Origin of the sequence: Edwardsiella piscicida, assembly GCF_021733145.1 — a bacterium.
In the GTDB taxonomy this organism is placed as follows: Bacteria; Pseudomonadota; Gammaproteobacteria; order Enterobacterales; family Enterobacteriaceae; genus Edwardsiella; species Edwardsiella piscicida.
The window spans coordinates 405,687-418,603 of the sequence record NZ_CP090968.1 but is presented as its reverse complement, the minus strand read 5'-3'; the positions used below and the strand labels follow the sequence as shown (position 1 = coordinate 418,603).

At 59.6% G+C, this 12,917-nt stretch carries 17 protein-coding genes; 6 read left to right on the top strand and 11 right to left on the bottom strand.

Annotation, left to right across the window (positions count from 1 at the left end; genetic code table 11):
- Nucleotides 1-163: 163 nt before the first annotated feature.
- On the top strand, nucleotides 164-1,510 hold the full coding sequence (gene paeA / locus L1P05_RS01865; protein WP_012847250.1) for a polyamine export protein PaeA: 1,347 nt from the start codon (nucleotides 164-166) through the stop codon (nucleotides 1,508-1,510).
- Between the two features lie 48 nt (nucleotides 1,511-1,558).
- Here paeA and L1P05_RS01860 read toward each other — a convergent pair whose 3' ends face one another.
- Both L1P05_RS01860 and cysQ read right to left on the bottom strand, forming a co-directional pair.
- The gene (locus L1P05_RS01860; protein ID WP_012847249.1) at nucleotides 1,559-1,765 is read right to left on the bottom strand and encodes a DUF1107 domain-containing protein; all 207 of its coding nucleotides are present in this window, start codon (nucleotides 1,763-1,765) and stop codon (nucleotides 1,559-1,561) included.
- A gap of 313 nt (nucleotides 1,766-2,078) precedes the next feature.
- A complete protein-coding gene (cysQ, locus tag L1P05_RS01855) occupies nucleotides 2,079-2,819 on the bottom strand; it encodes a 3'(2'),5'-bisphosphate nucleotidase CysQ (RefSeq protein ID WP_012847248.1) in 741 nt (246 codons plus the stop codon).
- A 242-nt stretch (nucleotides 2,820-3,061) separates the two neighbouring features.
- On the opposite strand from cysQ, the gene ytfE reads away from it, so the two are divergent.
- A complete protein-coding gene (ytfE, locus tag L1P05_RS01850; RefSeq protein ID WP_012847247.1) occupies nucleotides 3,062-3,727 on the top strand; it encodes an iron-sulfur cluster repair protein YtfE in 666 nt (221 codons plus the stop codon).
- 54 nt (nucleotides 3,728-3,781) lie between these two features.
- On the opposite strand, the gene L1P05_RS01845 is transcribed toward ytfE, so the two are convergent.
- A complete protein-coding gene (locus L1P05_RS01845) occupies nucleotides 3,782-4,402 on the bottom strand; it encodes a BamJ family beta-barrel-assembly machinery protein (protein WP_012847246.1) in 621 nt (206 codons plus the stop codon).
- Nucleotides 4,403-4,650: 248 nt separating this feature from the next.
- Between L1P05_RS01845 and L1P05_RS01840 the strand changes: the two genes are divergently transcribed.
- On the top strand, nucleotides 4,651-5,295 hold the full coding sequence (locus L1P05_RS01840; RefSeq protein ID WP_012847245.1) for a LysM-like peptidoglycan-binding domain-containing protein: 645 nt from the start codon (nucleotides 4,651-4,653) through the stop codon (nucleotides 5,293-5,295).
- On the opposite strand, the gene L1P05_RS01835 is transcribed toward L1P05_RS01840, so the two are convergent.
- The 5 genes from L1P05_RS01835 to rpsF all read right to left on the bottom strand — a co-directional run bounded on the left by L1P05_RS01835 (nucleotide 5,279) and on the right by rpsF (nucleotide 7,308).
- A complete protein-coding gene (locus tag L1P05_RS01835) occupies nucleotides 5,279-5,647 on the bottom strand; it encodes a DUF488 domain-containing protein (protein ID WP_012847244.1) in 369 nt (122 codons plus the stop codon). The genes L1P05_RS01840 and L1P05_RS01835 overlap by 17 nt on opposite strands.
- A 215-nt stretch (nucleotides 5,648-5,862) precedes the next feature.
- Nucleotides 5,863-6,312, bottom strand: a complete 450-nt coding sequence (gene rplI, locus L1P05_RS01830) for a 50S ribosomal protein L9 (protein WP_012847243.1) — start codon at nucleotides 6,310-6,312, stop codon at nucleotides 5,863-5,865.
- Nucleotides 6,313-6,354: 42 nt separating this feature from the next.
- Nucleotides 6,355-6,582, bottom strand: a complete 228-nt coding sequence (gene rpsR, locus L1P05_RS01825) for a 30S ribosomal protein S18 (RefSeq protein WP_000135199.1) — start codon at nucleotides 6,580-6,582, stop codon at nucleotides 6,355-6,357.
- Between the two features lie 4 nt (nucleotides 6,583-6,586).
- Nucleotides 6,587-6,904, bottom strand: a complete 318-nt coding sequence (gene priB, locus L1P05_RS01820) for a primosomal replication protein N (RefSeq protein ID WP_014524173.1) — start codon at nucleotides 6,902-6,904, stop codon at nucleotides 6,587-6,589.
- A gap of 8 nt (nucleotides 6,905-6,912) precedes the next feature.
- A complete protein-coding gene (gene rpsF / locus L1P05_RS01815; protein ID WP_012847242.1) occupies nucleotides 6,913-7,308 on the bottom strand; it encodes a 30S ribosomal protein S6 in 396 nt (131 codons plus the stop codon).
- A gap of 301 nt (nucleotides 7,309-7,609) precedes the next feature.
- On the opposite strand from rpsF, the gene L1P05_RS01810 reads away from it, so the two are divergent.
- A complete protein-coding gene (locus L1P05_RS01810; RefSeq protein ID WP_012847241.1) occupies nucleotides 7,610-7,879 on the top strand; it encodes a YdgH/BhsA/McbA family protein in 270 nt (89 codons plus the stop codon).
- 38 nt (nucleotides 7,880-7,917) lie between these two features.
- On the opposite strand, the gene yjfP is transcribed toward L1P05_RS01810, so the two are convergent.
- Complete coding sequence (gene yjfP / locus L1P05_RS01805; RefSeq protein WP_012847240.1) at nucleotides 7,918-8,667, bottom strand: esterase; 750 nt, start codon at nucleotides 8,665-8,667, stop codon at nucleotides 7,918-7,920.
- A 168-nt stretch (nucleotides 8,668-8,835) separates the two neighbouring features.
- On the opposite strand from yjfP, the gene bsmA reads away from it, so the two are divergent.
- Both bsmA and L1P05_RS01795 read left to right on the top strand, forming a co-directional pair.
- Nucleotides 8,836-9,147, top strand: coding sequence for a biofilm peroxide resistance protein BsmA (bsmA, locus tag L1P05_RS01800; protein ID WP_012847239.1), 312 nt, complete (start codon nucleotides 8,836-8,838; stop codon nucleotides 9,145-9,147).
- A gap of 176 nt (nucleotides 9,148-9,323) precedes the next feature.
- Nucleotides 9,324-9,599 carry a YdgH/BhsA/McbA family protein gene (locus tag L1P05_RS01795; RefSeq protein WP_012847238.1) on the top strand — a complete coding sequence of 92 codons (276 nt, stop codon included), beginning with the start codon at nucleotides 9,324-9,326 and terminating at the stop codon, nucleotides 9,597-9,599.
- A gap of 27 nt (nucleotides 9,600-9,626) precedes the next feature.
- On the opposite strand, the gene rlmB is transcribed toward L1P05_RS01795, so the two are convergent.
- On the bottom strand, nucleotides 9,627-10,370 hold the full coding sequence (gene rlmB, locus L1P05_RS01790; RefSeq protein ID WP_012847237.1) for a 23S rRNA (guanosine(2251)-2'-O)-methyltransferase RlmB: 744 nt from the start codon (nucleotides 10,368-10,370) through the stop codon (nucleotides 9,627-9,629).
- A gap of 90 nt (nucleotides 10,371-10,460) precedes the next feature.
- On the bottom strand, nucleotides 10,461-12,911 hold the full coding sequence (gene rnr / locus L1P05_RS01785) for a ribonuclease R (protein WP_012847236.1): 2,451 nt from the start codon (nucleotides 12,909-12,911) through the stop codon (nucleotides 10,461-10,463).
- Between the last annotated feature and the right edge of the window lie 6 nt (nucleotides 12,912-12,917).

Below are 12,917 nucleotides of genomic sequence, written 5' to 3'. Positions count from 1 at the left end.
GCTGCCTCGCCACCCTGTCCGGCTCGGCGCAGCGCCTGACCCGGGCCAGCCAAGACGGCCCGGTAGACTCCGGGGGGATCTTCTACCGGCCCCGATATACTCCCGATGGCGTCATACCGCCTCTCCGGCCTCCCGGACTGTTCCCGGTTAATACGGATAGATTATGTTAAACAGTATATTACTGATTATTTTACTGATAGCGATCAGTGCCTTTTTCTCGATCTCGGAAATATCCCTGGCAGCCTCGCGGAAAATAAAGCTGAAAACCATGGCAGATGAGGGCGATATAAATGCAGCGCGCGTCATGGCGCTGCAGGATCAGCCAGGCTATTTCTTTACCGTCGTTCAGATCGGCCTCAACGCCGTCGCCATCCTCGGCGGTATCGTCGGCGACGCGGCATTCTCACCGGCGTTCCGTCTGCTGTTCGACCGCTTTATGCCGCTGGAGGTCTCCCAGCAGGCTAGCTTTATATGCTCCTTCGTACTGGTCACCGGCTGCTTTATTCTGTTTGCCGACCTGACGCCGAAGCGCATCGGTATGATAGCCCCCGAAGCGGTTGCCGTACGGATTGTCAACCCGATGCGTTTCTGCCTGCTGCTGTTCCGTCCGCTGGTCTGGTTCTTTAACGGCTTGGCCAACCTGATCTTTCACCTGTTCAAGATCCCGATGGTGCGTAAGGACGATATAACCCCGGACGATATCTATGCCGTGGTCGAGGCCGGCGCGCTGGCCGGCGTACTGCGTAAGCAGGAGCATGAGATCATTGAGAATGTGTTCGAACTGGAGTCCCGCACCGTTCCCTCCTCAATGACGCCGCGTGAAAGCATCGTCTATTTCGACCTGGGTGAAACGGAAGATAGCATTAAAGAGAAGGTCTCCACCCACCCCCACTCCAAGTTTCTGGTCTGCGACGGCGCCATCGATCATGTCGTTGGCTATGTCGACTCCAAAGATCTGCTCAACCGGGTGCTGGGTAACCAGAGCCTGGTGCTCAGCAGCGGAGTACAGATCCGTAACGTGCTGATCGTCCCGGATACGCTGACGCTGTCCGAAGCGCTGGAGAGCTTCAAAAACGCAGGTGAAGATTTCGCCGTCATCCTCAACGAGTATGCGCTGGTCGTCGGGGTGATCACCCTGAACGACGTAATGACCACGCTGATGGGGGACTTGGTCGGCCAGGGACAGGAGGAGCAAATCATCGCTCGTGATGAAAACTCTTGGCTGGTCGAGGGCGTGACGCCCATCGACGATGTGATGCGGGTGCTGGATATCGAAGAGTTTCCCCAGTCCAGCAACTATGAAACCATCGGCGGCTTTATGATGTATATGCTGCGGAAGATCCCCAAACGTACCGATGCGGTGAAATACGCCGGCTACAAATTTGAGGTGGTGGATATCGATAGCTACAAGATCGATCAGCTGCTGGTGACGCGTCTCGCCGAACGGCTACCGCCGATGTCGCCGGACGCAGACGGCGACGCAGAGGCGTCGCAGCAGGCGGACAAATAATCGGCGGGCGGTGACGCTAACGCCAAGCCGCCATGCCCATTCTGCGCCTCAGGCCATCTCTGCCTGCAGGCGCAGCACCTGACGATTGATCTCCGACATGACGCTGAGATGGCGTTTATCCCTCACCTTGGGCAGTAAAATACGCCCCATATCAAACTCAAACGCCCCGACCCCCTGAATATACAGGCGGCCGCGAAACAGCGTCTTCACGTATTTGGCCACCAGCAGCGGGTTATACCGCTGAAAAATTTTCATTTTACCTCTCCCTCAGTGACATTCGCAGCGGGGCAACTTTCCCCCGGCCAAACCGGCATGCGAACGTAGCGCACGATGAACGATAACTATAGACAGCTTTACCTTCCGTTAGTGCAACCGATACCGAATATTTCTCTAAATTTACCTTAGCTGACAGAATGGTATGCAAAAAGTAATAGCATTCGTAAAATTTATATGCAATTAGTAAGGTTTTATCGTGAAAAATCGGAAGATTTATCTGTGGAGAGGGCGCGCGCCAGTGCACGATAGAATGACGGCGTGCGGCGGCGCCCGCGCGAACGCCGCCGAGGGCTTAATACAGCGATACCCGGAACCCCGGATTCAACAATGATTCCGCGGGGATATAGCTTAGCGTTTTACCCTGCCAGTCTCGCACCTGAGCTCCCGCGGCGAAAGCGATGGCATGACCGGCCGCCGTATCCCAGATATGGGTCGGCCCAAAGCGCGGATAAAGCTGCGCGATCCCCTCCGCCACCAAACAAAACTTCAGCGATGATCCCACCATCATCGTCTGGTGTTCGCCCAGCTGCTGCAGATAGTCCGTCAGCTCCGCGTCGCCGTGTGAACGGCTGATCACCACCAGCGGGGGGATCGCGTTACGTACCCCGATCTCCATGCGCACCCCATCCTGCTCTTTCCAGGCCTTACCGTCGCAGGCACAGTACAGCACACCGCTGGTCGGCACGTAGACGACTCCCAGCGTGGGTACCCCCTGTTCGATCAGCGCAATATTGACGGTAAACTCACCGTTGCGCTGCAAAAACTCCTTGGTGCCATCCAGCGGATCGACCAGCCAATAACGCTGCCAGTCGCGCCGCTGCGGCCAGGCCGGCGGCGCCTCCTCCGACAGCAGCGGGATCGCCGGGGTAATGCGCAGTAATCCTGCCTTGATTATCTCATGCGCCGCCAGATCGGCGGCCGTGACCGGGGACTGATCGCCCTTATAGGCCAGCGCCAGCGGCTGATCGCCCTGATATACCGTCATTATCGCCGCCCCCGCATCGCGCGCCAGCTGACAAATCTGCTCTAACATACGCTCTCCTCCCCCTGGTTCGGATACGGATACACCTGCGTCATTGCACCATGCGACGCTCGCAGAATGCGTAGGCGTACCCCACTGTGCTCATCATGGGTTTTGCCACCGATAAACGCCAGCGCAAGCGATAATTTTCCCCGGGAAATACGGCAATTCCGCTGCACGCCACAAAAGGGATGGCGCACAATATAAATTGCATTTAAAATACACCTTATAGAGCACACGTTAAGGAGCACATCATGACATACCGCGATCGCCCGCTCGGTGAACTGGCCATCAGCATTCCACGCGCCACGCGTCTATTCCGCCACCACGCGTTAGATTTTTGCTGCGGCGGTAAGCAGACGCTCCAGCGCGCGGCGGCCCGCCAATCGCTGGACCTGGCCATGCTGGAAAGTCAGCTGGCCGAGCTGGACAGCGCACCACAGCCGCATCGGGACTGGCAACAGGCGCCCCTGGCTGAGCTAACCGCCTTTATCGTCACCCGCTATCATCAGCGTCACCGCGAGCAGCTGCCCGAACTGGTATTGATGGCACAGAAGGTCGAGCGCGTGCATACCGACAAGGTGGGCTGCCCACGGGGGCTCGCTAAACAGCTCGACTCGCTACGCCAGGAGCTGGACGGCCATATGATGAAGGAAGAGCGTATCCTGTTTCCGCTGATCGAACAGGGGGAGGGTGCCCGCTGCCAGGGACCCATCTCGGTAATGGAACATGAGCATCGCGACGCGGGAGAACGGCTGGAGGTCATCCGCTTCCTGACGGATAACATGACACCGCCGGCGGGGGCCTGTACAACCTGGCGCGCGCTGTATGCCGGCATTAGCGAGCTGATTAACGATCTCATGGAGCACATCAGCCTGGAAAATAATCTGCTGTTTCCACGCGCGCTCAACGACACCTGAAGGCGACCTAAAAAAACGGGGCCGCACGGCGTGCGACTCCGCAATAGAGCCGAATTACAGGATATCCAGCAGTTCGACGTCAAACACCAGCGCGCTGTACGGTGCGATAGCGGCACCGGCACCGCGCTCGCCGTAGGCCAGCTGATGCGGAATATACAGCTGCCAGCGTGAGCCGACCGGCATCATGCTCAGCGCCTCAATCCATCCGGCGATAACGCCGCCCACCGGAAACTCTGCCGGCTCACCGCGCTGCTCAGAGCTGTCAAACACCGTACCGTCGACCAGACGGCCGGTGTAGTGCACCCGAACTTTATCCTGACGAGACGGAATCGCGCCTTCACCCTGCTTCAGCACTTTAAACTGCAGCCCTGACTCCGTAACGGTCACGTCATCCTGCTGCGCATTCTCCGCCAGGAAGCGCTCACCGGCTTCCGCCAGCGCTTTCTGCTGCTCGCGGCGCACCGCGTCAGCACGCTCATGGATCTCACGCAGCGCGCGGTGAACCGTCTCTACCGGTACCGCCGGCGCATTGCCTTCCATCGCATCGCGCAGCCCCGCCAGCAGCGCTTCCGGCTGCAGGCCCTGCAGACCGGACTCATTAAGCTGCTGACCGACCTGGAGGCCAATACCATAACTTGCTTGCGCTTCTATACTGTCAAAAGCAGGGGTCGACATGATGTTTCCTTTAGTCACTGAAAGTAGAACGCGCAGCATAACAGCGCGGCCGCAGTGGGTAAAATCTTGTCGCCGTAAGGGTGACTTTTGTCAGCGAAAAAGAAACAATAGCCGTAAACATACCGCCGGCGCCCGCCGCCCCTAATGCGGTCGGATCTTTCGGATTGTTATCCTGTTTCTGTCGTCCCAAAGCGTATAGGCTGAGCGTGGTCACGGAGATAGCGGCCTGTCATGGTAGAGAGGTTAACATGGGCAGAATTGCGCCCAAAAAGCACAAGGTACCCGCCTATAGCGGCGTAGCGATCCAGGATATATGGCGGCGTCTGCGCCAGGGGATCGCCCTGTCCGCCGTGCGGCTGCGGAAAGCGGATCTACGCCGTATACCACGGCGGTGCCGGACGGCGCTGCGCACGCTCTGGCACTGGCCGGATCACATCGATTGGATGGCGCCGCTGCCCGCCCTTCACCGTCGCTGGCTCACCGTCGCCTGCGCCGTGCTACTGCTGGCGCTACTGTGGCCCAGCGATGACGCGGCCCCGCCCAGACCGTCTCCCGCGCTCCAAACGACGGCATCGCCGATGCAAGCCACGCTGCAGCCGCAGCGCGAAGCGCCAACCCCCTCGGATGCCAACGACTGGCAAGCCTACCCGATCCTGCCGGGACAGACCCTAGCCCAGCTGCTGCGGGAGCATAACCTTGACGTCACCGATGCCTTTGCCATGGCGCGGGTCGAAGGCGATGATCGCCCGCTGAGCAACCTCAAGGCCGGACAGCACGTCATGATCCGCCGCGGCCCCCAGGGGCAAATGCTCGCCCTGAAACTCGAGACCACGGACGATCGGCAGATCGCCTTCCGTCGAGAAAGCGACGGCAGCTTTATTCGCCTGCGCTAAGCTGCGCCAGCAGCCAGTCGCGTAGCGCCACGGCCTGATTGCACTGGCTATCGCGGCTGCCGTACAGCAGGGTCAGCGACTCACCTTGACGCAGCAGCTGCACCAGCGGCTGCCAGGCCTGCGGATTGGCCGCCAGCTCGTCTCGGTAGCGAGCGACGAAGGTGGGCCAGTCTAGATGCGCATGATGAAACGCCTGACGCAGCGCCGTCGACGGAGCGACCTCTTTCAGCCAGTTGACGCCGTCCAGGCGCGCCTTGGCGATGCCGCGCGGCCACAGGCGATCGGTAAGAAAGGTATGGGGAGAAAAGGGTGCCCGCACGTCATACACCCGCTGCAGCGCGATCGATGCCATGATATTGCCTCCGCAGATGAGATACCGGTGTCCCGCCGCCGCGCAGACGCTCGGGGGCGCCGGCGCCGATGGCCAGGGATACGCGCTGACGTACCGTCGCGACGCGCCCTGCCGCTGAGACAGCCGTCAGAAGTTACCATGGTACATGCCGCAGGACGGCCAGAAAAGCAAAACGCCGGCGCAGGGCCGGCGTTTTGGGTTATTGCGCGAGTAAATTACTCAGCAACAACAACGACGTTCAGCTGTGCGAATACGTCGCTGTGAACCTGGAAGTGAACTTCGTGATCACCCAGGGTACGCAGCACGCCATTCGGCAGGCGAACTTCGCTTTTCGCGACTGCAACACCGGCAGCGGTCACTGCATCGGCGATGTCACGGGTACCGATAGAACCGAACAGTTTACCTTCGTCGCCCGCTTTGGACGCGATGGTAACGGTGGCCAGTTCATTGATCTTGACAGCGCGTGCTTCAGCAACAGACAGGGTTTCAGCCAGTTTGGCTTCCAGATCTGCGCGACGTGCTTCAAAGAACTCGACGTTTTTCTTGGTTGCCGGGACAGCTTTGCCCGTCGGAACCAGGAAGTTACGAGCGTAACCTGCTTTAACGTTAACCTGATCACCCAGGCTACCCAGGTTTGCTACCTTATCAAGCAGAATAACTTGCATTACCTTATCCTCTCAAAAGTCGTTAATTGACAACGCGGCCGATTACTGATGGCGATCAGTGTACGGCAGCAGGGACAGGTAGCGTGCGCGCTTGATAGCACGAGCCAGCTGACGCTGGTATTTTGCACGGGTACCGGTGATACGGCTCGGTACGATCTTACCGCTTTCGGTGATGTAGTTTTTCAGCGTAGCGATGTCTTTATAGTCGATCTCTTGAACGCCTTCCGCGGTGAAACGGCAGAACTTGCGACGACGGAAATAACGTGCCATTTGGCTAGTCTCCAGAATCAATCAATTCAATCTGCTCGGCATGCAGCACTAACTTGTTCAGGCCATTTCGACCCATATGGCAACTGACGAAGCCATGCACTCGCAGTGCGCTGCCGACCGTTAATCTGTGGGTCATTGCCTCGAGCCCCGCTCCGCTGACAATCACGGGCATTCTGCACCATGCTTGTCGGCTGAATCCGGCTTCCTGCTGTTGCGATCTGTGCTCAAGCACAAACTGACAGTGAGGAATGCCGGAGGGACTGACCTTTCGTATGGGTGCCTTGCACACCGTGCCAGCCAACACCAAACGATTTACGGTCATTGCGACAATTACTCTTCAGAATCCCCAGCTTCAGTTTCTTCGCTGGTTTCGTTAGCGAAATCTTCGCGACGCTCACGGCGCTCGTCTTTCGCTTTAACCATCGGAGAAGCTTCGGTTACGGCGTGCTTAGTACGCATAACCATGCTGCGGATAACGGCGTCGTTATAGCGGAAGTTAGTTTCCAGCTCATCGATCACTTCCTGCGAAGCTTCAACGTTCATCAGAACGTAGTGGGCTTTGTGCAGTTTATTGATCGGGTAAGCCAGCTGACGGCGGCCCCAATCTTCCAGACGGTGGATCTTGCCTTCTGCGCCAGTGATGGCACCAGTGTAACGCTCGATCATGCCCGGAACTTGTTCGCTCTGGTCAGGATGAACCATAAAAACGATTTCGTAATGACGCATCGAAATTGCTCCTTACGGATTATTCAGCCTCCTGTCGGGGTCAGCCGCAGCCCATGGAGGCAAGGAACGTATTTGTGGGCGGCTGAAAAATGACGCGTCATAATACTGATGCTGGGGAGGAAACTCAAGCCATCGCGCAAATTAATTCTGCGCCGCCGGAGACAATTGGATACAAAAGACGAACGGACACCCGTCGGGAGGCTGCTACAGTTAAGGTAGAGGGTTAAACCGTGATGCAAATCACATATCATCAGGACGATGCTCATCAGACAATGCGGACCCCATCCGTAAGGAGCCTCCGATGAAACCTGCCTTCGCTTTCATCACACTGTGTCTGCTGTGCGGCAGCGCCGCGGCGGCCACTGAAATCAGCGCCAGCCAGGGAAACGCGATGCCGGCCAGCGAGTTTGCCGTCATCAGCGTCAATCACGATGTCATTAACGTGCAGGATGCCATGAGCGATATTCGGGCGCAGGCCGACGCCGACGGCGCCGCCTACTACCAGATCATCGCGATTCATGAACCGCTCTCTCACGGGCAAATCCACGTCAGCGCCGTACTCTACCACTGACGCCCCCTTACCGCCGCGCCGTAGGGCGCGGCGCTATTTTACAGACAGCGGCTGAAAAACGCCGTACCGCAGTCCAGCGCCGACGCCGTGATCTTATGGGCAATCCCCGGCTCGGTCACCACGCTGACGTTATCCATCAGATGCTGCGACGCCAGGGCCTGCGCCAGACGCTGACTCTCCGCCGCGGGCACCAGATCATCCGCCAAACCGTGCCAAATCAGCAGCGGCCGATCCGCCAGCTGCGCCAGACACCCGCTGACGTCATAGTCGGCCAGCGCACTCACCCGCTGGCGAACCCACGCCCGCTCATCCTCCGTTGGCTGATGCTGACGCGGAAACAGGCGCTGCGACAGGGACAGATAAAAGCCCGACCCCATAAAGCTGGCGGTGGCGCGTAGCCAGGGATAGCGAGCCTTGGCGCCCAGCGCCGTCATTCCGCCCAGCGAGGCGCCCGCAACCCCCACCCGCCCGTCCAGAATCAGCCCCGCGCGCAGGAAATGGTCATACAGCGACGGCAGCTCATCGATATTCGATTTTAGGATGTCCCAGAAATGGGCCAGACGGCGACGCTCATCGCCGTCATAGCGGCTGCCATGCATATCCGCCTCCGGCAGCAGTACGCGAAATCCCGCGGCGGCAAAGGCATAGCCAAAATAGGAGTACATCTCCTTAGAGGAGGTAAACCCATGATAAAAAAAGATCGTTGGCAAAGCGCTGTCGCGCTGACCCGCGGGTACGGCGTGCAGCAGCGGGATCCCGCCTACCGTCTGTTCGAACATTTCAACCATCGACAGCCTCTCGATACACATCGGCAAAAGCGCATCATCGCCCGGCGAGCGCACGCAGACAAGCCCCCGACGCTTCTGCGCGCGCAATGCGGCGTTTCTCCAGGAAATCCGCGTCAGACAGCGCTAAGATAATCATCACTATCCTTTTCCCAGCCAACGGACCGCCCGATGAAAACCTGCAAACTGACCCTGACCCTGCTGTTGACCCTGCTGCTGGGAGCCTGCAGCGTAATGGATGGCAAGCCGATGCCGCCGCCGCCGCCGATCGCAGGCCACGCGCAGGAGCTGCGCCGTAACCAGACCGAAGGGCTAAGCAAAATGTGGAATATTAGCGCCAGTGTCTATGGCAGCCCGATGAATGTTCAGGAGGTTATTCAGCAGAGGGCGGATGCCGCCGGCGCCCGCTATTACTATATTGTGATGCTGCAGGAGACCGGGGTGCCGGGGCAGTGGTATAGCGTGGCGACGCTGTACCGCTAACCTGCTGTTTTTAACAAAATTTACATACTGCCAATAAAAGTCTACACCCACTGTTTCATTATAAAACGGCTGTGTAGATTTTTTGGCCGCGCGTTCACCGCGTCACGGTGAAGCAATGAGGAGGGACGGCGCAGCCAAAGTCCACGTCCATAACGGACCCTTACCTGGAGGCTGCCATGAGCCGTTCCCCGCTACTCACATCGCTGCTTTTCTCTATTGGCCTGATCGGCACCTCGGCGCAGTCGGCCGAATATGCCCGCGCCGACCTCGTCACCGATCTCAGCAGGATGGGGATGATCTCCCTAAGGGGGATCGTGGGCAATCCCCAGGATGTCGAACGGCGCATTGCCCACCAGGCAGACCAGCGCGGTGCCCGCTATTACCGCATTCTACACATGTGGGAAAGCGATGGTCAGCAAGGGTGGCAGGCGACGGCCGCGCTCTACCGCTGAGCCGCACGCCGCTCACGACGCGCGTCGTTAGGCCTTGGCGCTACGCTGACGCACCGCTTCAAACAGGCAGATACCGGTCGCCACCGAGACGTTAAGCGACGAGACGCTGCCCGCCATCGGAATGCTGATCAGCTCATCGCAGTGCTCACGGGTTAAGCGGCGCATACCGTCACCCTCCGCCCCCATCACCAGCGCCATCGCGCCGGTCATTCGGCTTTGATACAGGCTGTGATCTGCCTCGCCGGCGGTGCCGACGATCCAGATGCTCTCCTGCTGCAGCAGACGCATCGTGCGCGCCAGATTGGTGACCCGGATCAGCGGCACGTTTTCCGCCGCGCCGCAGGCAACCTTTTTGGCGGTCGCATTCAGCTGAGCGGAGCGGTCGCGCGGCACAATCACCGCATCCACGCCGGCGGCGTCGGCGCTGCGCAGGCAGGCGCCCAGATTATGCGGGTCCGTGACGCCATCCAGGATCAGCAGGAACGGCGGATGATCGAGCCCGGCCAGCAGGTCCGGCAGATCGTTTTCCTGATACTGTCGTCCCGGCTTCACTCGCGCCACGATCCCCTGATGCACGGCCCCTTCGACCTTCTCATCCAGCCACTGGCGCTGGGCGACCTGTACCCGGATACCGCACTCCTCCAGCTGCTGCAGCAGCGGCAGCAGCCGGCGGTCTTCACGCCCCTTCATCACGAATACGTCGAGGAAGCGCTGCGGATCCTGCTCCAGCAGGGCCTTAACGGCATGAATACCGTAAATGATTTCACTCATAATTATTTGGTTTATTGCTCATCGCCGACCCCCACGGGGCCGGCGTTATGATGGGTTAATGGACAATAGGGATATCGTCCGTATCGCGCATTAGTCGGTCGTTTTCTTCCGCGCCCGCTTGGCCTTGGTCGACGCGGCGATTTTACGCGTCTGAGCCGACGGCTTTTTACCTTTGCCTTTTCCCTTGCCTTTCTGGGCAGGGGCGGCCTCATCGCCGCGGCGCTGGACGCTATCCGGCGCAAAATTGGCCGGCATCTTACCACCGCGCCGAGCGCTGCGCGACGGCTTATTCTCCGCCCCACCGTTCGCCTGACGCGCCTTGTTCCGAGCCGTCTTACCCGCGCCGCGCACGCCGCGCGCCGTCGAGATCAGGGCGAAGTCGATCTTGCGCTCATCCAGATGTACCGCATCGACCTTCACCTCCACCTTATCGCCCAGCCGATATACCTGGCCGGAGGACTCCCCGATCAGGCGCTGGCCGATCTGATCAAAGCGGTAATAGTCGTTATCCAGGGTCGATACATGCACCAGCCCATCGATAAACAGATCGTCGAGGCGGACAAAGAAGCCAAAGCCGGTAACGCTGGTGATGATACCGCCGTAGGTCTGACCGACGTGATCCTGCATAAAGTCGCACTTCAGCCAGTCGGAGACATCGCGCGTCGCCTCATCGGCGCGCCGCTCCGTCATGGAGCAGTGTTCCCCCAGCTGCAGCATGTCTTCCGTGTGGTAATGCCAGCCGCCGCTCGGCGTCCAGCGCTCGGCGTGGCCATGCTCGCGCGCCAGCAGGTACTTAATGCCACGGTGCAGCGACAGGTCGGGATAGCGCCGGATAGGCGAAGTAAAGTGGGCATAGGCCTGCAGCGCCAGACCAAAGTGACCGCGGTTTTCCGGATCGTATACGGCCTGCTTCATGGAGCGCAGCAGCATCGTTTGCAGCATCTCATGGTCGGGACGATCCGCCACCTTATCCATCAGCAGAGCGTAGTCCTTCGGCTCCGGCTGAGTTCCGCCCCCCAGGGAGAGCCCCAGCTCCGCCAGGACGCTGCGCAGCGCCATCACATGGTCTTCGCTGGGCTTGTCATGAATACGGAACAGCGCCGGCTCGTGGTTTTTCTCCATAAAGCGCGCCGCCGAGATATTGGCCAGGATCATACACTCTTCGATCAGCTTATGGGCATCGTTACGCACCGTGGGCTCGATACGCTCGATGCGCCGCTCAGCGTTGAAGATAAACTTAGCTTCTTCGGTTTCAAAGGAGATGCCGCCGCGCTCTTCGCGGGCGTGATCCAGCGCCTTATACAGCGCGTGCAGCTCCTCCAGCGGCTTGACCAGCGCATGGTACTGCGCGCGCAGATCCGGATCGCCGGCCAGGATATGCGCCACCTTGGTGTAGGTCAGACGCGCGTGGGAGCTCATGACCGCCTCATAAAACTTATAGGAGGAGAGGCGTCCGCTGGCCGCGATGGTCATTTCACACACCATACACAGACGATCGACCTGCGGGTTCAGCGAGCACAGCCCGTTGGAGAGCACCTCCGGCAGCATCGGTACGACCTGAGAGGGAAAGTACACCGAGTTACCGCGGCTGCGCGCCTCGTGGTCCAGCGCGGTATTGGGTCGCACATAGTAGCTGACGTCGGCAATGGCAACCCACAGGCGCCAGCCGCCGCCGCGTTTCTTCTCGCAGTACACCGCATCGTCGAAGTCACGCGCATCCTCACCGTCAATGGTGACCAGCGGCAGATCGCGCAAATCGATACGTCCCACCTTCGCGGCCTCGGGAACATCTTCGCTCAGATCGGCCACCTGACGCTCGACCTGCTCCGGCCAAGAGTGGGGAATATCATGGCTGCGCAGGGCGATATCGACCGCCATGCCGGTGCCCATATTGTCACCGAGCACCTCAACGATCTTGCCGACGGCCTTGGTGCGCCGCGTCGGACGCTGGGTCAGCTCGACCACCACCACATAGCCCATGCGGGCGCCGGCGATGGCATCCGACGGGATCAGGATATCAAAGCTCAGACGGCCATCGTCCGGCACCACAAAGCCGGTACCGGCGTCGGTAAAGTAGCGCCCGACGATCAGCCCGGTGCGCGGCTCCACCACGCGCACCACGCGCACCTCTTTGCGCCCGCGCCGATCGGTGCCGGTCACCTGCGCCAAGATCACGTCGCCGTGCATGCACATCTTCATCTGCTCCGGCGACAGATAGAGATCGTCTTTCTGCCCCTCGCTGCGCAGGAAGCCGAAGCCATCGCGGTGACCAATCACCGTTCCTTTAATCAGATCAAGACGCTCCGGCAGCGCATAGCACTGGCGGCGGGTAAAAATCAGCTGCCCGTCGCGCTCCATGGCGCGCAGGCGACGACGCAATGCCTCCAGATCCTCCTCGCTGCTCAGCGCCAGCTCCTGGGCCAGCTCTTCTCGGCTGGCGGGCGTCTTGCGCTTGGCCAGGTGCATCAGGATAAATTCACGGCTGGGGATCGGGGAGGCGTACTTTTCAGCTTCACGTTCCAGATAGGGATCTTGTGACATTGGGGT